The following is a 19,189-nucleotide window of genomic DNA, read 5'->3' on the forward strand; positions in this document are numbered from 1 at the left end:
AGGGGTGGACCCAGTGGCGGACATCGAGAGCGCACGGACGACGTTCGGCAAGTTCGACGTGAACGGTGACGGCTTCGTGACGGCCGACGAGTTCCGTTCGGCGATGGCCGCGATGGGCGACCCGTTCGTCACCGGCCCGGTCGCGGAGGCCGTGATCGCCGCGAAGGACTCGAACGACGACGGCCTGCTCAGCTTCGACGAGTTCTGGGACTCCCTGAAGAAGTAAGCCCCCCGCGCCGCCCCTCGGCCCGTGCCGGGCCGGGGGTGCGCGGTCAGGCCCGACCCGGCCCGGCGGTCATGCCCTCCACCTCGGCGAGGGCCTCCTCCAGCCAGCGCAGCCAGAAGGTCTCCAGCCCGGTTCCCGCGTGCAGCACGACCCGCCGCAGCCGGTCCTCTTCGGCGTCCCGGCCGGCCGGGAAGTCCTTCTCCTCGATCCCCTCGTACACGGCCAATTGCGCCCGGTGCAGCTCGAGATGGCGCCGCAGCTCCGCGGCCAGCCCCTGTGGCCCCACCACCGCGGCCGCCCGGATCCGCAGCAGCAGGGGGTCCCGTACCGGCTTGGGATCCTGGCTCTCGCCGACCCACCGGGCCAGCTCCCCGCTCCCGGCGGGCAGCACCTCGTACTCCTTCTTCTGCCCCCGTACGGGCCCCTGGCTGGGCAGCGCCCGGATCAGCCCGGCCTCCTCCAGCCGGCCGAGCTCGCGGTAGATCTGCTGGTGCGTCGCGGACCAGAAGTACCCGATCGACTTGTCGAACCGCCGGGTCAGCTCCAGCCCGGACGAGGGCTTCTCGAGCAGGGCGGTGAGGATGGCGTGCGGGAGCGACATGCCGCCATCCTAGGTTTGCGGACGCTCCGGCACCGAGACGGGCCCGGGGGCCCGCCTACCGCCAGGCGGCCAGCGCCTGCGGATCGCGGGGGCCGGGGGCGTCCGGCGCCAGGAGGCCGCGCCCGCGCAGGAAGGCCGTCACCGCCGGGGACCAGGCCGGGCGCAGACCCGCCGAGGTGAGCAGCTGCGGGTCCGACAGGACGGGTTCGGCCGGGCCGAAGCGGATGCCCGACGGGGTCAGGACCGCCGCGTCGTCGGCCCAGCGGACCGCCAGGTCCACGTCGTGGGTGGCCATGACCACCGTCGTGCCCGAGGCCCGGAGTCCCGCGAGGACGTCGAGGAGCCGCTCCTGGCCGTCCGGGTCCAGGCCGGCCGTCGGCTCGTCCAGGATCAGCACCCGCGGAGCCATCGCCACCGCCCCGGCGATCGCCGCGCGTTTGCGCTGCCCGTAGGACAGGAGGTGCGTGGGGCGGTCCCGCAGGCCCGTGATGTCGAGCGCGGCCAGCGCCGAGTCCACGCGGGCGCGGACCTCCGGGGCGGGCAGGCCCAGGTTCATCGGGCCGAAGGACACGTCCTGCTCGACGGAGGCCGCGAACAGCTGGTCGTCGGGGTCCTGCACCACGAGCTGTACGGCGGTCCGCAGCCGGGTCAGGCCGGCCCGGTCGTAGGAGACCTCCGTGCCGTCGAGCCGCAGCGCGCCCGCGCCGGGCCTCAGCCCGCCGCTCAGCAGCCGCATCAACGTGGTCTTGCCGCTGCCGTTGCGGCCGAGCAGGGCCAGCGCCCGCCCCGGCGCGATGGCGAAGTCGACGCCGGTCAGGACCGCGGGGCCGTCCTCGTAGGCGTAGCCCGCGCCGGACAGTTCCACCACCGGGTTCAGCGACGGGTTCACAGGTACAGCCCCTTCAGGGTGAGGGTCAGGGTGGTCAGGGCCGCCAGCAGGCCGGCGGTGGCCGCGAGGAACCGCCGCGACAGGGCCGCCTCCGGTACGAGGACCCGCAGCGCGCCGTCGTAGCCGCGTCCGGCCAGCCCCGCCTGGAGCCTGGCCGCGCGGTCGAAGGCCCGTACGAAGGAGGTCGCGGCGAGCCCGGCCAGGGAGCGCCACACCGCGGCCCGGCCGGTGTGCCCGAGCCGCGCGGCCTGGGCCCGGCGGACCTGGGCCATGGAGTCGAGCAGCAGGAAGCCGATCCGGTACATGACCAGGGCCACGTCCACCACCGGCGCCGGCACTCCGGCCCGGACCAGTCGGGGCAGCACGTCGGAGACCGGGGTGGTGAAGGCGAACAGCAGCAGCCCGAGCGAGGCCGCCGAGGTGCGCAGCAGCAGGTCGGCCGCCAGCCGGGGGCCGCCGGGGGCCAGGGACACCAATCCCGCCGGGCCGCCGACCGCGAACAGCAGCGGAAGCGCCCCGGTGAAGCAGAAGCCGAGCGGGATCCGGAAGGCCCGCCAGAGCTGCCGCCCGGCCACCCCCGCCGGGCCGAGCAGCACGGTGAGGGTGGCGGCGGCCACCAGGGGCCCGCCCGGCCAGGGCGGCAGGCACACGGCGGTGACCGTCAGCCCGATCCCGAGCAGGGCCTTCTCCAACGGGTGCCGGCCGCGCCAGCGACTGCTGTGCGCGGCCACGTCGATCGGCAGCAACGCCTACGCCTCCGGGGCGGTGGCGGCAGCGGCCGCCCCTTGGCGGCGGCCCTTGCGGACGCCGAAGTAGTACGCGAGCACGCCCGCGCCGAGCGCCGCCTGCAGGGCGAACAGCGCGGACTCGACCTCGTCGGAGGGGGGCTCGTAGAGAGGGGAGAACCAGGGCTCGTAATCCGGCTGCAGTTCGGTGATCGCCGCTTCCGCCTGCGCGTCGGCGCCGGTGAAGGGCTCCTCCTTGCCCTCGCCCAGCCCGAGCGCGATCGGGAGGACGGCCAGCGCCGCCACCAGGAGCAGCAGCAGGGTGTTGATCTTCGCGTTCTTCGACATGGAGCTCATCGGGCCGTCGCCTCCTGCTGTTCGCCGCGGTCGGTGGAGGTGGCGGACGGGGCGGACGGGTCGGACACGCCGGAGGGGGTGGCCACACCGGAGACGCCGGAGACGGCGGACGTGCCGGACGTGCCGGACACGCCGGACGTCAGCTTCGCGACACCCAGCCGGACCAGGTCCGACTTGCTCGACGCCATCAGCAGCCGCATCACGAGGACGGTCAGCAGGCCCTCGCTCACGGCCAGCGGTATCTGCGTGACCGCGAAGATCCCCCCGAACTTCGCGAGCGCGCCCAGGAGTCCGGAGGACGGGTCCGGGAAGGCCAGCGCGAGCTGCACGCTGGTGACGCAGTAGGTGACCAGGTCGGCGAAGAAGGCTCCGAAGAACACGGTCACCATCAGCGGGAGTCCGGACCTGCGCAGCAGCCGGTAGACGGCGTAGCCGGCCCACGGGCCGGCGATGGCCATCGAGAAGACGTTGGCGCCGAGGGTGGTGAGCCCGCCGTGCGCCAGCAGCAGGGCCTGGAACAGCAGGGTGATCGTGCCGAGCACCGCCATGATCGGCGGCCGGAACAGGATCGCCCCGAGCCCGGTGCCCGTGGGGTGCGAGCAACTGCCCGTCACGGACGGGATCTTCAGGGCCGACAGGACGAAGGTGAACGCACCGGACGCACCGAGCAACAGGGTGCTCTCCGGGTTGGCCTTCACCTCGCGGGTGAGCGAACGCACGCCGTGGACGACGAAGGGAGCGGACGCGGCGCCCCAGGCGACCGCGTGCAAAGGGGGCAGGAACCCCTCGGCTATATGCATGAGTAGGGAGACCTCTCCAGCACCTCGTGGATGGACAACGCGCCCCGGCCGGTCTCCTGGCTCACGGGTTGGCGTCCTGGCCCCGCCTTCCCGGGCAGCGCGGAACCTCCCGCGCAGCCCAGTGGCTTTCCCGCAGGAGTGGAGCCGGACTTCCCGATCACAGTGGCGAGGGCCGCACCGGTTTCTCACCGGTTTCCCGAACACCAAGGCCCGCTGACCCTAGTCGGCCGCGCGGACCGGTAACAACCCGCCCCATCGCGCCGGACGGTGAACAGGATTCCGCTTGGCGGTGACTCTTCGTGTTCGCGGCCGGGCCGGTCGCCCCAAGGGCGCGGACCGGTGGGGGAGTTCCGCATGCCCGCCACCACCGGGCACCGGCCGTTCCATGGGGCGGCGCGGTTCCGGACGGCCGGGGCGCGCCCGGATGGGCGCGGTCCGGTGGCGGGCCGGCCCGGCGGCGCCGAGGCTGGCGAGGTGACTGCCGAATCCGCTGCCGCGCCCGCTTCTTTCGACTACTCCGACCTCACCGCCGTGTACGTCAACTGCACGCTCAAGCGATCGCCCGAGCCCAGCAACACCGAGGGCCTGATCGACAAGAGCCGTGCGGTGATGGAGGCGGCCGGGGCCCGGACCTCGCTCATCCGGGCCGTCGATCACGACATCGCCACCGGTGTCTGGCCCGATATGACCGACCACGGCTGGGAGAGCGACCAGTGGCCGGTGCTCTACAGCCAGATCATGGACGCGGACATCCTCGTGCTCTGCGGCCCGATCTGGCTCGGGGACAACAGCTCGGTGATGAAGCAGGTCGTCGAGCGGCTCTACGCCTGCTCCTCGATCCTGAACGAGCAGGGCCAGTACGCCTATTACGGGCGCGTGGGCGGAGCGCTGATCACCGGCAACGAGGACGGCGTCAAACACTGCGCGATGAACGTCCTCTACAGCCTCCAGCACCTCGGCTACGCCATCCCCCCGCAGGCCGACGCCGGATGGATCGGCGAAGCCGGACCCGGGCCCTCGTACCTGGACCCCGGATCCGGCGGTCCCCAGAACGACTTCACCAACCGGAACACGGCCTTCATGAGCTGGAACCTCATGCACCTGGCCGCCCTGCTCAAGCGGGCGGGCGGGATGCCCGCGCACGGCAACCAGCGCTCCCAGTGGGACGCGGGCTGCCGCTTCGACTTCCCGAACCCCGAGCACCGGTAGGACCCGTTCCCGCCCGGCTCCCGCCGCCGTGCTTCAGCAGACGTTCGGGTGCGCGACGTCCAGGACGAAACGCTCCGGGGCATGCAGCTTGAACGAGGTGTAGGCGGGCTTGGTGTCGAAGGCGGCTCCGAAGGTGACGTACCCCTCGTAGTCGCCGGTCAGGGCGATGCCCTTCAGTTTGGGCAGGTTGATCTTGAGGAGTTTGGGCCCCTGGTAGACGTTGTTGCCCGCGTCGTCGTGTCCGGCGGCCGGGTGCAGACGGATCTCCAGGAAGTACTGTCCGGCGAGCGGGACGGGCTTGCCGGACCCGTCGTAGACGAGCTCCGTGACGGGGGTGACGGTGACCTCGGGTACATATCCCTGCAGGTCGACGACCACGCGGTCGTACGTGCAGTGCCCGCCCCAGCGGGCGTTGACGACGAGCGGCGTGGCGGTGGCGGCGGTAGCGGTGGCGGCGGTCCTGGCGGAGGCGGAGGCCGGTGCGGCGAAGGCCAGGGTGGCGGCGAGCAGTGCGCCCACCCCCAGTGCGGTGGCCTGCCGGCGGCGTGGACGGTTCATTGCGTCCCCTCGATCGGAGAGACGTGGAACGGTGTCACCCGGGAAGACGCGCCCGGTACGGCAGCGGTTGCACCGGGTTCAGCTGGACAGCAGGGCGCTCAGTTCGGCGTCGAGATCGTAGTGCCGGTGTTCCTGGCCGCGTGGCACCAGCTCGGTCATCCGGCCGCACAGCTCCCGTACGTCCTTGGCCCGGGCGGACACCACGCACGACTGCTCGCCGTTGCTGAAGGAGAGGAAGACCCGCGGCTCGGTGCCCTTCCAGCGCGGCCACACCTGTATGTCGCCCTCGCCGGTGGCGCAGACGTGGCCGTCGAGCAGCAGCTCCCGCGAGAAGACCCAGTGCGCGAGGTGCATCCCGGCACCCTCGAAGTCGAGGGAGAGCTCGTAGGGCCGCTCGGTGCGGTAGAGGAACACGCCGCGCACCGGGACGGACGCGGGCGCGGCCTCCAGGCGGAGCGGGAGGACGCGGTGCTCGGCGGCGGACATGACGGGGCGCCTCTCTCTCGGGTGGGGTCGCGTCGACGAATGCGCGGCATGCCCACTCGGGCAAGCTAACCCACCCCCCGGGCCGTCATCCGCGGCCGAAGGTCCCGTCCGGCCGGGCCTCTCGGCCCGTCTTTCGCCCGATGCGCCGAGCCCCGCCCTCCGGGGGAGGACGGGGCTCGGCGAAACGGCGTGACCGGGGCGGGGGCCCCGGCGGGAACTACGGCAGGGGGTTGTAGATGAAGGACTCGTGCGCGTTCGACTGGCCGATCGCGGTGAATCCCGAGCCGTTGGACTGGGCGCCGTTGTTCTGGTTGGAGGCGCCGAAGCCCGAGGCGACCTGCTGCGCGGTGGAGGAGTTCCCGAGGTTGCTGCCGCCGACCCCGCTGCCGAGGATGTCGGCGAGGGCCGCGTTCGACGCGGTCCCGGCCGCACCGGCCCCGTTGTCGGCCTGGGCGACGCCCGACAGGAGCGCGAAGGCGAAGGGGAGCGATGCGACAGCCGCCATCACGCGGATGCTGCGGGTGCTTGCCATGTTTCAAATCCTCCAAGAGAGCAAAACGGCTGTTGGTCCAAGACGGTTGGCCGAACCGCCGGGGGTATGGACGCGACGTCGTGCCTCCACCCTTGCGCAGGTGATCATCAAGAAACCAGCCCAGACCGCCTCGTTCCCCCTCAGGCGTGATCAACTCCTTCCCAAACCTCATATCCTGCTCAATCTGGAACGAAGTTACTGGCGTAACCCACCTGCCCGGCACCGGAAACCGGCGCGGAAAACGACGCGGGCCCCGACGCCAAGCGTCGGGGCCCGAATCGGTCAGATGGTGCGGGTCAGCACTCGATGACGTTGACCGCGAGGCCGCCGCGGGCGGTTTCCTTGTACTTGACCTTCATGTCGGCGCCCGTCTCCTTCATGGTCTTGATGACCTTGTCGAGGGAGACCTTGTGGGTACCGTCGCCGCGCATCGCCATCTTGGCCGCGGTGACGGCCTTGACCGCCGCCATGCCGTTGCGCTCGATGCACGGGATCTGGACGAGGCCGCCGACCGGGTCGCAGGTCAGGCCGAGGTTGTGCTCCATGCCGATCTCGGCGGCGTTCTCGACCTGCTCCGGGGTGCCGCCCAGGACCTCGGCCAGCGCGCCGGCCGCCATCGAGCAGGCCGAGCCGACCTCGCCCTGGCAGCCGACCTCGGCGCCGGAGATCGAGGCGTTCTCCTTGAAGAGCATGCCGATCGCGCCCGCGGCGAGGAGGAAGCGGACCACGCCGTCCTCGTCCGCGCCCGGCACGAAGTTCATGTAGTAGTGCAGCACCGCCGGCAGGACGCCCGCCGCGCCGTTCGTCGGGGCGGTGACGACCCGGCCGCCGGCCGCGTTCTCCTCGTTGACCGCCATCGCGTAGATCGTCGCCCACTCGCTGCGGTGCATCATCGGGTCGCCCTCGGTACGCAGCTGGCGCGCCGTGGAGGCGGCCCGGCGCTTGACCCGCAGCCCGCCGGGGAGGATGCCCTCGCGGGACATGCCGCGCGAGACGCAGGACTGCATGACGCGCCAGATCTCCAGCAGGCCCTCGCGGATCTCGTCCTCGGTGCGCCAGGTCTTCTCGTTCTCCAGCATCATCGAGGAGATCGACAGACCGGTCTCCTTCGCGAGGCGCAGCATCTCGTCTCCGCTGCGGAAGGGGTACTTCAGCACGGTGTCGTCGAGCTTGATCCGGTCCTCGCCGACCGCGTCCTCGTCCACGACGAACCCGCCGCCGACCGAGTAGTACGTCTTCTCCAGCAGCGGGGTGCCCGCTTCGTCGTACGCGAAGAGCGTCATGCCGTTCGCGTGGTACGGGAGCGAGCGCCGGCGGTGCAGGATCAGCTGGTTCGGCTCGTCGAAGGGGATCTCGTGGCCATCGCCTATCTCGGTGCCGAGCAGGCGCAGGCGGCCCGTGGTGCGGATGCGCTCGACTTCGGCGTCGGCGGTCTCCACGTTCACGGTGCGGGGGGAGTGGCCCTCCAGGCCCAGCAGGACCGCCTTGGGGGTGCCGTGGCCGTGGCCGGTGGCGCCGAGGGAGCCGAAGAGCTCGGCCCGGACCGCGGCCGTCTGGGCGAGGACGCCGTCCTTCTTGAGCCGGGTCACGAACATGCGCGCGGCGCGCATCGGTCCGACGGTGTGGGAGGAAGAGGGACCGATGCCGATCGAGAAGAGATCGAAGACGGAGATGGCCACGGTTGCGGACTCCTATGTCTGCTCGTGGGTGGGAAGCGTGGGCAGGAGGGGTTGATCGGGGTGATCTGCGGATTTTGTCCGGCAGACGAGCTTAACTCGGTGAAGTGAACGGCTCGGCTGCCGGACGGGTCGGGAAGGCGGGGATCAGGCGTGGGTCAGTGCGCGCTCCGGTGAGTCGGCCGCGTCGGCCTCCCCGGTGGGGGCGGCGTCCAGGACCGGGTCCGGGCCCGGCAGGCCCGCGTAGTGGGCCTTGACCCCGGACCGTACGGCCCAGAAGTAGAAGCCCAGGGCCGAGAGGCCCACGACGGCGATGTCCACGCCGCCGGGGATGACCCCGTGGCCGCCGAATTCCTTGCTGCCGAGCGCCGAGAGCGTGCCCAGCCACAGCAGGAAGACGATCATCCACCAGGCCGGGGCGAACTGCTTGGCCAGGTTCTTCTCGCCCTTGCGCTTGAGCACCAGGGCCGCGATCGGGGCGGCGACCAGGGTGAGCAGGACGACCTTGCCGGTGTCCGGCCACTTGGACCAGTACAGGGCGCAGGCGGCGAAGGCGAAGGTGATCGGGCAGAGGATCCTGGCCGCCGGCAGGCGGAAGGGGCGCGGCAGCTCGGGCTTGGTCCTGCGGAAGACGCCGACCGCGATCGGGCCGATCAGGTACGAGACCACCATCGCGGCGGAGACCACGCTGGCCAGCGCCTCCCAGCTGTGGCCGACGGTGACCAGGAGCAGCACCGAGAAGCCGAGGTTCAGCCACATCGCGGGACGCGCGGTGCCGTACTTGGGGTGGACCTCGCGGATCTTCTTCGGGAAGAAGCCGGTGTCGGCGAGGTTCTGCGCCATGTACGAGGCCGAGGCGACGTTGCCGATGTTGGCGCCGGACGGGGAGATGAAGGCACCGAACTGGAGCATCGTGACGACCCAGTGCAGCATCAGCATCTTGGCCAGGTCGGCGAACGGCGAGGAGAAGTTGATGCCGCTCCAGCCGCCGGCCTCGGCCAGCTTCTCCGGCGGGACACCGCCGATGAAGGCGATCTGCAGGGCCAGGTAGATGACCAGGCCGAGGGAGAGCGCGCCGACCAGGGCCAGCGGAATGGCGCGGCCGGGGTTCTTCGCGGCGCCGCCGAGGTTGACGACGGCCTGGAAGCCGTTGAAGGCGAAGACCACGCCGGACGTGGTGACGGCGGTCATGACCGCGGACCAGCCGTTGGGGGCGAAGCCGCCGTGCCCGGTGAAGTTGGAGGTGTGGAATCCGGAGGCGATCAGGGCGATCACGGCGAGGACGGGGATGGCGAACTTGACCAGGGTGAGCAGGTTGTTCGCCTTGGCGAGCAGCGCGACCGACCAGTAGCAGGCCAGCCACAGGGCCACGGTCAGGAACAGGGCCATCGCCATGCCGGAGGTGGTCAGGCCGCCGTTCTCGACCAGGCCCTTGGCCCAGCCGAAGTTCCAGGAGGACATGTACTGCGTACCGGCGATGGACTCGATCGGGATCAGCGCGGCAATGGCGATCCAGACCGCCCAGCCGGTGATGAAGCCCAGCACCGGTCCGTGCGAGATGGTGCCGAAGCGGGCCATCGAGCCGGGCAGCGGGTAGGCCGCGCCCACCTCCGCGTACGACATGGCGATCATGCCGATGAAGACGGCGCCGATGATCCAGGCGACGATGGCCGCCGGTCCGGCGACCGCGGCTGCCTGGCCGGCCCCGAAGAGCCACCCCGAGCCGAAGATCGAGCCGAGCCCGATCATGATCAGGGCGAAGAGGCTGAGCCCCTTCCTGTTGGCCGCGCTCATGTCCATGAGGTGTGCTGTCCGTCCTGCCTGGGGTGCGGTGCTTCCTTTATTCGGAGCCTATTTGCCAACTTTTGGCTTATTCAGTGGCAATGGACCGCATCCACCTGGGGCTTTGGTCATGAGAAGGGCCCGGCCCTGTGCAAAACAGTGCCGGGCCCTCCCCAGGCCGGTGCCTAGAGCGTCGGGTACAGCGGGAACTTCGCGGCGAGCGCCGAAACGCGCGCCTTCAGGTCCGCCGCGTCGTACGCCGGCTTCAGCGCCTGCGCGATGATCTCGGCGACCTCGGTGAAGGCCTCGGCGTCGAAACCGCGGGTGGCCAGCGCCGGCGTACCGATCCGCAGACCCGAGGTGACCATCGGCGGCCGCGGGTCGTTCGGGATGGCGTTGCGGTTGACCGTGATGCCGACCTCGTGGAGGCGGTCCTCGGCCTGCTGGCCGTCCAGCTCGGAGTTGCGCAGGTCGACCAGGACCAGGTGCACGTCGGTGCCGCCGGTGAGGACGTCCACGCCCACGGCCTTGACGTCGTCCTGGACCAGGCGGGCCGCGAGGAGCTTGGCGCCCTCGATGGTCCGCTCCTGGCGCTCCTTGAACTCGGGCGAGGCCGCGACCTTGAAGGAGACGGCCTTGGCCGCGATCACGTGCTCGAGCGGGCCGCCCTGCTGACCCGGGAAGACCGCGGAGTTGATCTTCTTGGCCAGCTCCTGCGTCGACAGGATGACACCGCCGCGCGGACCGCCGAGGGTCTTGTGCGTGGTGGTGGTGACGACGTGGGCGTGCGGGACCGGGTTCGGGTGCAGACCCGCGGCGACCAGGCCTGCGAAGTGCGCCATGTCGACCATCAGGTACGCGCCGACCTCGTCCGCGATGCGGCGGAAGGCGGCGAAGTCGAGCTGGCGCGGGTAGGCGGACCAGCCCGCGACGATCAGCTGCGGCTTGGACTCCTTGGCGAGGCGCTCGACCTCGGCCATGTCCACCCGGCCGGTCTCGTCGACGTGGTACGGGACCACGTTGTAGAGCTTGCCGGAGAAGTTGATCTTCATGCCGTGGGTCAGGTGACCGCCGTGGGCCAGGTTCAGGCCCATGATCGTGTCGCCCGGCTTGAGCAGCGCGAACATCGCGGCCGCGTTGGCCTGCGCGCCCGAGTGGGGCTGCACGTTCGCGGCCTCGGCGCCGAAGAGCGCCTTGATGCGGTCGATCGCGATCTGCTCGACCACGTCGACGTGCTCGCAGCCGCCGTAGTAGCGGCGGCCGGGGTAGCCCTCGGCGTACTTGTTGGTCAGGACCGAGCCCTGGGCCTCCATGACGGCGACCGGAGCGAAGTTCTCCGACGCGATCATTTCCAGGGTGGACTGCTGGCGCACGAGCTCGGCGTCGACGGCGGCGGCGACGTCCGGGTCGAGCTCGTGGAGGGGCGTGTTCAGTACAGACATCAGGGTTCCCTGGGTCAGTTGCCGGAGGTGAGCTTGGCGTAGTCGTCAGCGGAGAGCAGGTCGTCCGGCTCGTCCGTGACGCGGACCTTGAAGAGCCAGCCGCCCTCGAACGGGGCCGAGTTGACCAGCGAAGGGTCGTCCACGACGTCCTGGTTGAACTCGACGACCTCGCCGGTGACGGGGGAGTACAGGTCGCTGACCGACTTGGTCGACTCCAGCTCGCCACAGGTCTCGCCCGCGGTCACCGTGTCGCCGACCTCGGGAAGCTGGGCGTAGACGACGTCACCGAGCGCGTTGGCCGCGAACTCCGTGATGCCGACCGTCGAGACGCCGTCCTCGGCGACCGACAGCCACTCGTGCTCCTTGCTGTACCGCAGCTGCTGGGGGTTGCTCATGACCTGATTCTCCTGGATGCGGGGGAGTGAATACGAACGGTGGTCGTGCGTACGGCGCGGGGGCGCCGAGGTGCGGTACGGGGCTACTTCTGCCGCTTGTAGAACGGCAGGGCCACGACCTCGTACGCCTCATGCGTACCGCGAATGTCCACGCCGACACCGGAGGTGCCGGGCGCGGCGTGCGCCGCGTCGACATAGGCCATCGCGATCGGCTTGCCCAGCGTCGGGGAGGGGGCGCCCGAGGTGACCTCGCCGACGACCCGGCCCTCGAAGGTCACGGAGAACCCGGCGCGCGGGACGCGGCGGCCCTCGGCGATCAGGCCGACCAGCTTGCGCGGCGGGTTGCTCGCGGCGCGCTCGGCGGCGGCCTCCAGGGCGGCGCGGCCGACGAAGTCGCCCTCCTTCTCGAACTTCACGACCCGGCCCAGACCCGCGTCGAACGGGGTCAGGGAGGTGGTCAGCTCGTGCCCGTACAGCGGCATGCCCGCTTCCAGGCGCAGGGTGTCGCGGCAGGACAGGCCGGCCGGGACCAGGCCGACGCCCTCGCCCGCCTTGGTCAGCGCCTGCCACAGCTCCACGGCGTGCTCGGGGGCGACGAACAGCTCGAAGCCGTCCTCGCCGGTGTAGCCCGTACGTGCGATCAGCGCGGGCACCCCAGCCACCGTGCCGGGCAGGCCGGCGTAGTACTTCAGCCCGTCCAGGTCGGCGTCGGTGAGGGAGGCGAGGATGCCGGGGGACTGCGGACCCTGCACCGCGAGCAGCGCGTACGCGTCGCGGTCGTCGCGGACCTCGGCGTCGAAGCCGGCGGCACGCTCGGTGATCGCGTCCAGGACCACCTGGGCGTTGGAGGCGTTGGCGACGACCATGTACTCGGTCTCGCCCAGCCGGTAGACGATCAGGTCGTCGAGAATGCCGCCGTCTTCCCGGCAGATGTGCGTGTAGCGGGCGCGGCCGACGCCGACGGTGGAGATGTTGCCGACCAGGGCGTAGTCCAGGACCTTGACGGCCTCGGGGCCGGTCAGGGTGATCTCGCCCATGTGGGACAGGTCGAACAGACCGGCCTTGGTGCGGACGGCGTTGTGCTCGTCGCGCTCGCTGGCGTACCGCAGGGGCATGTCCCAGCCCGCGAAATCGGTCATGGTCGCACCGAGGGAACGGTGCAGCGCATCGAGGGCGGTCAGGCGGGGGGCAGTGCTCATGGGTGTGGCTCCCGGGTCCCAGGGCATGACATGACGAGGAGGAGTTCCTCCCCATCTGTCATCGGAACCTGAGAGGTTCGCCGAGAGTTCCCCGCTTCCAGGGGAAAGGCCTCGACTTGCACCTTGGGTGGAGCCGTCGCCGAAGCCCTCACGGGCGGTGGCGCGGCTCGCTTTTCAGATCTGCCTCATCCACGCGGTACGGGGCCTGAGAGATTCAAGGGAGGTACTTGCTCCTTCGGCGCCCGGGCACCGCCTTGCGGCGTGCCGGGACTCTCCCGCGCGGATTCAAGCGGCCGGTATGCAGTTTGGTGTCCAGATGGCGCACATCATTGCACGGCGTGCGGCCGAACGGGGGAGGGGGTCCGGAAGCGGAGCGGAACCGGGGACCCCGGATTACCGTCTCTTTACACTCAGGGGGACCGGGTCCAAGGCGACCCGTCGCGGGGGAGGCGATCACTGTGCGGAGATTCGGAGTACTGGCGGCGACGAGCACCGGCACCGTCGAGAACACGCTGGCCGGCGGGGTGCCGGGGCAGCGCGGCGTCGTACGGGCACCCGCGGCGGGCATGGCGGCGGGCCCGGCCGGGACGCCCGGAGCGGTACGGGACCTGCGCGGGACCGAGGGCCTGCGGCGGCTCGGCTTCGCCGACGGGGACATCGTGGTGGTCTCCGGACTGCCCGGCGGCGGCAAGAGCACCCTGATCAAGCGGGCCGCGGAGGGCGGCGGGATCGACTCCCAGGACGCCCGCGAGCGCTGGGAGCGCCTGATGCCGGCCGCCCTGCCCTACGCGGTGTACCGCCCGGCGGTCCGCGTCGCGCACTACTGGGGCCTGTGGCGGGTGCTCCGCTCCGGGGCCCCCGCCGTCGTCCACGACTGCGGTACGCAGAGCTGGGTACGGGCCCTGCTGGCCTCGGCGGCCCGGCGGCGCGGCCGGGCACTGCACCTGGTGCTGCTGGACACCACCCCCGAGGAGGCCCGGGCCGGGCAGGCGGCGCGGGGCCGGGGCGTGTCGGCGTACGCCTTCGCCCGGCACCGGGGCGCGGTGGCCCGGCTGCTGCGCGAGGCCGAGGCGGGCCGCCCGCCGGCCGGCTGCGCGTCGGTGACCCTCCTGGACCGCCCGGCGGCGTCCCGGCTGACGTCGATCGGCTTCGGCCAGGGCGCGTAGGGCGTGCTTTTCGCAACGTGGCCGGACACCATGGGCCGCGGCCGGTCCGAAGGACGCTCCCGGGGGTCGCGGGCGCGGCCGGTCCTGCCGGGGCGGCCCCCGGCCGGAGCGTCGGACCCGCCCGTTAATCTCGGGTCGCAACCAAGGGCAAGTGAGTGGAGATGTACATGTGGCCGGGTAACGAGCTGGAGCAGGTGCTCGGGGCGGCGCTCGGACAGCCGGGCGCCGGGGGACGCATCCTCGAAGTCCTCGGGCGGAGCCCGCTGTGGATCCCGCTGCCCGGCGGGGTGAACAGCCTGAGCCTGCCCACCATGGAGATCGACGGCGCCGCGTACGTGCCCGTCTACAGCTCCGAGGAGCAGTTCCGGGCCTGCGCCGGACCCGCCATGGACTTCGCCGTGGCCCCGGCCGTGGACTTCGCCCAGGGCCTGCCCCCGCAGCTCGGCATCGCGGTCAACCCGGAGGGCTCCGTCGGCGTGCCCCTGCCCCCGCCCGCCGTCGCGGAGCTCTGCCGCATCGGCAGCAGCCCGCTCGACGGCCCCGTCACCGGTGGCAGGGTCCGGCTCTTCGAGCCCGACTGGCAGGAGGACCCGGTCGAGTTCCTGGCCGCCGCCGCGGAGGAGTTCCGCGCCACCGGCGTCGTCGCGGCCGCGCACCGCTGTCTCGCCAGCGTCGAGGGCGGCTCGCCGGAGCTCTACATCGGAGTCCAGCTGGTGGGATGGGAGCCCGAGATGCGAAACGCCCCGATGGACGCGCTGGGCCGCGCCCTGACCCGCGTACCACCGCCCTGGCCGGTGCAGTTGATCCTGCTGGGCGCCGCCGAGGACCCGGTCGTCGACTTCATCGTCACGCGCGTACGCCCCTTCTACCTGCCGTAGTGACGCTTAAGCTGGTGGCCGACACGCGTGGACGACGGGCGGACGAACAGACGAAGAGGGGTACCGGGTGAGTGCGTCAGGCACGGCCGCGGTCGGGCAGGTCGAGCACATGCTGCGCCAGGTGACTCCCGGGCGCTACGAGAGCTACGAGGCCCTCCTGCACGCCCTGGCCGAGGGACGGCTGTGGATGCTCCTCTGGCAGGGGCAGCCCGGCTCCCCGAACGCCCAGTACGGCGGCATGGAGGTCGAGAGCCTCGGGTACGCGCCCTGCGTGACCTCCCCGCAGGAACTGGCCGCCAGCGGCTGGAACCGCGGGTACGAGGTGGTCACCGGCCGGGACATCGCCCGCGCCCTCTACCCCGACCGCTGGGGGCTCTGGCTCAACCCGCACGCCCAGGGCGGCGGCGTCGGCATCCCCTGGGCGGACCTGCGCCGGATCGCCACCGGACTGGACCGGATGCCGGCCGGCCCGCTGCGGCTGTCCGAGCCCGCCATCGAGCTGCCCCAGTTCTACGGGCTGCTCACGCAGCACGCGCACCGCACGCCCGCCGTCCGCTCGCTGCGCCGCGCCTGGGTGCAGCCCGCGCTGGGGTCCCCGTACCTCGCCGTCGGGCTCGACCTCTACGACGCCTCCGCGCACGCGCTGGAGTCCGTCCGGGAGATGATGCGCCAGTCGGTCGGCGCGGTCCCCGAGGGAGTGCCCGTGTGCACGGTCGCGCTCGCGGACGAACACGATCCGGTGGCGATGTGGCTGCGGGCGCAAACCAGGCCCTTCTACGACCGCGAGGGACAGGCGCCCGCCTACTGAGACATCGGTATCAAGCCACCCGAGGCCGCACGGAACAGTCGTTCCGTGCGGCCTTCGCGTTGTCCTGATTTCACCGCTGATGTGCGCCCAATAGGCGTGCTGGTAGAACGAGTTGGGCGACATGTCCGATTCCGTACCGAACAGGATGTCTTGCTCCGCTGAGATGGCAGCGAAGTCCGGATAACGGGAACTCGCGCCTCAGATCACGGTTGCGCATCCATTCACCTGCGGGTCTGGCGGCTGATCGAGCGCCCGATGAAGACTCCCCACCCAAGAGCGGGTCAGTCCTCCAAGGGTGTGCCCGTCACGGGAACTTCGCTTGTCGTTTCGTACAGCACCGCACGCACCACCAGCAATGCCCGTAGCGCACCGCCCGGCACGTACCCGTTCCACCGAGCACGTCCGCACCTCGCACTCCGAGCGCCACTCCGCACCAACGCCGCCACAGCGGCGGGCATGGGCCGGCCCACCCGTCGGCCGAGAGGGGTCCCCACCACGATGACGGCACCACTGCACGACATGAGCGCGGAGACACCCGCACCCGTGTCCGTAGCCGACGTCCCCGCCAAGGCCATCGAAGGCCGCTCACCCGGCCGTATCGCCTGGACGCGGCTCAAGCGCGACAAGGTCGCGCTGGCCGGCGGTTTCGTCGTGCTCCTGCTGATCCTCGTCGCACTCTTCGCGCCGCTGATCGTCGCAGCCCTCGGCCACCCTCCGGAAGAGCCGCACGAGGAGCTGCTGGACCCGCTGCTGGGTCTTCCGGCCGGCGCCAACGGCGGCATGAGCAGCGACTTCCTGCTGGGCGTCGAGCCGGTCAACGGCCGCGACGTGTTCAGCCGCATCGTCTACGGCGCCCGCGTCTCGCTGCTGGTCGCCTTCCTGTCCGCCGTCGTGGCGGTCTCGATGGGCACCTTCTTCGGCATCGTCGCCGGCTACTTCGGCGGCTGGGTCGACGCGGCCATCAGCCGCGTCATGGACCTGCTGCTCGCCTTCCCGCAGCTGCTCTTCATCATCGCGCTGGTCTCGATCGTCCCCAACACGCTCTGGGGCTTCGAGGGTTCGAACCTGCGGATGGGAGTGCTGGTCCTGGTCATCGGCTTCTTCGGCTGGCCCTACATCGGCCGCATCGTCCGCGGACAGACCCTGTCGCTGCGCGAACGGGAGTACGTCGAAGCCGCCCGGAGCCTGGGCGCGGGCCGGATGTACATCCTGTTCCGCGAGCTGCTCCCGAACCTGGTGGCGCCGATCACCGTCTACGCGACGCTCATGATCCCCACCAACGTGCTGACCGAGGCCGCGCTCAGCTTCCTGGGCGTCGGCGTCAAGCCGCCCACACCGTCCTGGGGCGAGACCCTCTCGACGGCCGTGCGGACCTACGAGGACGATCCGCTCTTCATGATCTTCCCCGGTACGGCGATCTTCATCACCGTGCTGGCCTTCAACCTCTTCGGCGACGGCGTCCGCGATGCCCTCGACCCGAAGGGCTCCCGTTAGCCGTCCCCGCAGGTCATCCAGCAGGGCACCCGCAGGTCAGAACCGCAGGGCACACCGGAACCCGGCTTCGAACCGGAATCACAACGGAGGGTTGCGAGCATCGTGACTACCCATCGCATGTCCAAGCGCAGGCTCGTCGCCGGCACGGCCGTCGTGCTCGCGACGATGCTGGCCGCGACCGCCTGTGGCGGCGACGACGGCAAGAAGGACGAGAAGCCGGCCGGCGCGGGCGGCTTCAACGCCGCCATCGGCAAGGTCGCCAACGCCTCCACCAAGGCCGGCGGCGAGCTGAAGTTCGTCGGTACCCAGGAAGCCGACTCGTGGGACCCGCAGCGCGGTTACTACGGCTTCATGTGGGACTTCTCCCGCTACTACGCCCGCCAGCTCGTGAGCTTCAAGGCGGAGCCGGGCACCAAGAGCACCGAGCTCGTCCCCGACCTGGCCACCGCGAACGCGGAGATCAGCGACGGCGGCAAGACCTACAAGTACACCCTCAAGGACAACGTGACCTGGGAGGACGGCACCCCCGTCACCGCCCAGGACGTGAAGTACGGCATCGAGCGCACCTGGGCCCAGGACGTCATCTCCGGCGGCCCGGTCTACCTGATGCAGGTCCTCGACCCGAAGACCGAGTACCCGGGCCCGTACAAGGACACCAGCCCGGACAAGCTCGGCCTCAAGGCGATCGAGACCCCGGACGCGAAGACCATCGTCTTCAAGCTCCCGGCGCCCAACGGTGACTTCGAGCAGATGCTGGCCATGCCGGCCGCCAGCCCGGTCAAGCAGGACAAGGACACCGCGGCCAAGTACGGCCTCAAGCCCTTCTCCAACGGCCCGTACAAGATCGACTCGTACGAGCCCAACAAGAGCATGAAGCTCTCGCGCAACACGAAGTGGAAGCCCGAGTCGGACACGATCCGCAAGGCGCTCCCGGACTCCATCTCGGTCACGTTCATGGCGAACGCGGACGACATGGACAAGCGCCTGATGAACGGCGAGTTCGACCTGGACATCAACGCGACCGGCATCGGCCAGGCGGCCCGTTCCACCGCGCTGAAGGACCACAAGGACAACCTGGACAACGGCCAGACCGGCTTCATCCGGTACGCCGTCATGCCGCAGACCGTCGCGCCGTTCGACAACATCGAGTGCCGCAAGGCCGTCATCTACGCGGCCGACCACAAGTCCCTGCAGACCGCCCGCGGCGGCCCGCAGGCCGGTGGCGACATCGCCCCCAACATGCTCCCGCTGGGCATCAAGGGCGCTGACGGCAAGTACGACCCGTACGGCGTTCTGACGAACGACGGCAAGCCGGACACCGCGAAGGCCAAGGCCGCCCTGAAGGCCTGCGGCAAGGAGAGTGGCTTCAAGACCACGATCGCGGTCCGCAACAACAAGCCGGTCGAGGTCGCCACGGCCGTCTCCCTGCAGAACGCCCTGAAGCAGGTCGGCATCATCGCCGACGTCGACCAGTTCGACGGCGCCCAGACCTCCGGCATCATCGGTTCGCCGAAGGTCGTCAAGGAGAAGGGCTACGGCATCATCATCATGGGCTGGGGCGCCGACTTCCCGACCGGTCAGGGCTTCTCCCAGCCGCTGGTCGACGGTCGCTTCATCCTGCAGAGCGGCAACAACAACTTCTCCGAGCTGAACGACCCGGCCGTCAACAAGCTGTTCGACGACGCCATCGCGGAGACCGACCCCACCAAGGCCGGCGACATCTACAAGCAGATGAACCAGAAGGTCTCCGAGGCCGCGGTCTACCTGCCCTTCGTCTACGACAAGACGATCTCCTGGCGCAGCAGCCGCCTGACCAACGTCTACACCTCCGACGCGTACAACGGCCGGTACGACTACGCCTCGCTCGGCGTCCAGTAGACAAACCGTCCGATTCAGTTCCAGTGCCACACCCGCTAGGCACGAAGGGCAGGTGATGGCCGCGGCGGCGGCTCGGGGGCGCTCTCCA

Annotated in this window: 19 protein-coding genes, 1 pseudogene and 2 riboswitches; of the genes and pseudogenes, 7 read left to right on the forward strand and 13 right to left on the reverse strand. The window is 70.7% G+C overall.

The features are described from left to right. The first annotated feature begins 13 nt into the window (after window positions 1–13). Window positions 14–226: an EF-hand domain-containing protein gene (locus OTB20_RS15950; RefSeq protein WP_267818098.1), complete on the forward strand. Its 213-nt coding sequence runs from the start codon at window positions 14–16 to the stop codon at window positions 224–226. A 46-nt stretch (window positions 227–272) separates the two neighbouring features. Here the strand turns inward: OTB20_RS15950 and OTB20_RS15955 are convergent, their stop codons facing one another. The 5 genes and pseudogenes from OTB20_RS15955 to OTB20_RS15975 form a co-directional block, all read right to left on the reverse strand. Beyond that, entirely contained in the window at window positions 273–827 is a 555-nt protein-coding gene (locus tag OTB20_RS15955; RefSeq protein ID WP_267818100.1) for a PadR family transcriptional regulator, read from the reverse strand. Window positions 828–882: 55 nt separating this feature from the next. Further along, window positions 883–1,716: an energy-coupling factor ABC transporter ATP-binding protein gene (locus OTB20_RS15960; RefSeq protein ID WP_267752163.1), complete on the reverse strand. Its 834-nt coding sequence runs from the start codon at window positions 1,714–1,716 to the stop codon at window positions 883–885. Further along, the gene (gene cbiQ, locus OTB20_RS15965) at window positions 1,713–2,462 is read right to left on the reverse strand and encodes a cobalt ECF transporter T component CbiQ (RefSeq protein WP_267818102.1); all 750 of its coding nucleotides are present in this window, start codon (window positions 2,460–2,462) and stop codon (window positions 1,713–1,715) included. Before cbiQ ends, OTB20_RS15960 begins: the two co-directional genes overlap by 4 nt. A 3-nt stretch (window positions 2,463–2,465) precedes the next feature. Next, entirely contained in the window at window positions 2,466–2,798 is a 333-nt protein-coding gene (locus tag OTB20_RS15970; RefSeq protein ID WP_420716408.1) for an energy-coupling factor ABC transporter substrate-binding protein, read from the reverse strand. A gap of 122 nt (window positions 2,799–2,920) precedes the next feature. Then, a pseudogene (locus OTB20_RS15975) lies at window positions 2,921–3,598 on the reverse strand (energy-coupling factor ABC transporter permease); the annotation flags it as partial. Window positions 3,599–3,626: 28 nt separating this feature from the next. Continuing rightward, a riboswitch (cobalamin riboswitch) is annotated at window positions 3,627–3,821 on the reverse strand. Window positions 3,822–3,952: 131 nt separating this feature from the next. Here OTB20_RS15975 and OTB20_RS15980 point away from each other — a divergent pair. Further along, window positions 3,953–4,807 (forward strand): flavodoxin family protein, encoded by an 855-nt coding sequence (locus OTB20_RS15980; protein ID WP_267818106.1) that lies wholly within the window; start codon window positions 3,953–3,955, stop codon window positions 4,805–4,807. Window positions 4,808–4,840: 33 nt separating this feature from the next. On the opposite strand, the gene OTB20_RS15985 is transcribed toward OTB20_RS15980, so the two are convergent. From OTB20_RS15985 to gcvT, 8 genes are all read right to left on the reverse strand, one after another. Beyond that, window positions 4,841–5,365, reverse strand: a complete 525-nt coding sequence (locus OTB20_RS15985) for an AMIN-like domain-containing (lipo)protein (RefSeq protein ID WP_267818108.1) — start codon at window positions 5,363–5,365, stop codon at window positions 4,841–4,843. A gap of 78 nt (window positions 5,366–5,443) precedes the next feature. Continuing rightward, window positions 5,444–5,851 carry an SsgA family sporulation/cell division regulator gene (locus tag OTB20_RS15990; protein ID WP_267818110.1) on the reverse strand — a complete coding sequence of 136 codons (408 nt, stop codon included), beginning with the start codon at window positions 5,849–5,851 and terminating at the stop codon, window positions 5,444–5,446. Between the two features lie 217 nt (window positions 5,852–6,068). After that, entirely contained in the window at window positions 6,069–6,383 is a 315-nt protein-coding gene (locus OTB20_RS15995) for a hypothetical protein (RefSeq protein WP_267818112.1), read from the reverse strand. Window positions 6,384–6,679: 296 nt separating this feature from the next. Then, window positions 6,680–8,062, reverse strand: a complete 1,383-nt coding sequence (locus OTB20_RS16000; protein ID WP_267752170.1) for an L-serine ammonia-lyase — start codon at window positions 8,060–8,062, stop codon at window positions 6,680–6,682. A gap of 144 nt (window positions 8,063–8,206) precedes the next feature. Next, window positions 8,207–9,859, reverse strand: coding sequence for an APC family permease (locus OTB20_RS16005; RefSeq protein ID WP_267818114.1), 1,653 nt, complete (start codon window positions 9,857–9,859; stop codon window positions 8,207–8,209). A 167-nt stretch (window positions 9,860–10,026) separates the two neighbouring features. After that, the gene (glyA, locus tag OTB20_RS16010) at window positions 10,027–11,283 is read right to left on the reverse strand and encodes a serine hydroxymethyltransferase (protein ID WP_267818116.1); all 1,257 of its coding nucleotides are present in this window, start codon (window positions 11,281–11,283) and stop codon (window positions 10,027–10,029) included. Window positions 11,284–11,297: 14 nt separating this feature from the next. Beyond that, window positions 11,298–11,678 carry a glycine cleavage system protein GcvH gene (gene gcvH / locus OTB20_RS16015; protein WP_267752173.1) on the reverse strand — a complete coding sequence of 127 codons (381 nt, stop codon included), beginning with the start codon at window positions 11,676–11,678 and terminating at the stop codon, window positions 11,298–11,300. Between the two features lie 83 nt (window positions 11,679–11,761). Next, window positions 11,762–12,877: a glycine cleavage system aminomethyltransferase GcvT gene (gcvT, locus tag OTB20_RS16020; RefSeq protein WP_267818118.1), complete on the reverse strand. Its 1,116-nt coding sequence runs from the start codon at window positions 12,875–12,877 to the stop codon at window positions 11,762–11,764. A 184-nt stretch (window positions 12,878–13,061) separates the two neighbouring features. Continuing rightward, window positions 13,062–13,165, reverse strand: a riboswitch (glycine riboswitch). Between the two features lie 278 nt (window positions 13,166–13,443). Between gcvT and OTB20_RS16025 the strand changes: the two genes are divergently transcribed. From OTB20_RS16025 to OTB20_RS16045, 5 genes are all read left to right on the forward strand, one after another. Further along, entirely contained in the window at window positions 13,444–14,043 is a 600-nt protein-coding gene (locus OTB20_RS16025; protein ID WP_267818174.1) for an AAA family ATPase, read from the forward strand. 167 nt (window positions 14,044–14,210) lie between these two features. Then, window positions 14,211–14,921: an enhanced serine sensitivity protein SseB gene (locus tag OTB20_RS16030; RefSeq protein ID WP_267818120.1), complete on the forward strand. Its 711-nt coding sequence runs from the start codon at window positions 14,211–14,213 to the stop codon at window positions 14,919–14,921. A 67-nt stretch (window positions 14,922–14,988) separates the two neighbouring features. Then, the gene (locus OTB20_RS16035) at window positions 14,989–15,729 is read left to right on the forward strand and encodes an enhanced serine sensitivity protein SseB C-terminal domain-containing protein (RefSeq protein ID WP_267818122.1); all 741 of its coding nucleotides are present in this window, start codon (window positions 14,989–14,991) and stop codon (window positions 15,727–15,729) included. Between the two features lie 498 nt (window positions 15,730–16,227). Then, window positions 16,228–17,223 carry an ABC transporter permease gene (locus OTB20_RS16040; protein WP_267818124.1) on the forward strand — a complete coding sequence of 332 codons (996 nt, stop codon included), beginning with the start codon at window positions 16,228–16,230 and terminating at the stop codon, window positions 17,221–17,223. A 102-nt stretch (window positions 17,224–17,325) separates the two neighbouring features. Then, a complete protein-coding gene (locus tag OTB20_RS16045; protein WP_420716409.1) occupies window positions 17,326–19,101 on the forward strand; it encodes an ABC transporter substrate-binding protein in 1,776 nt (591 codons plus the stop codon). Window positions 19,102–19,189: the final 88 nt, after the last annotated feature.

This window comes from Streptomyces sp. H27-H1 (assembly GCF_026627445.1).
In the GTDB taxonomy this organism is placed as follows: Bacteria; Actinomycetota; Actinomycetes; order Streptomycetales; family Streptomycetaceae; genus Streptomyces.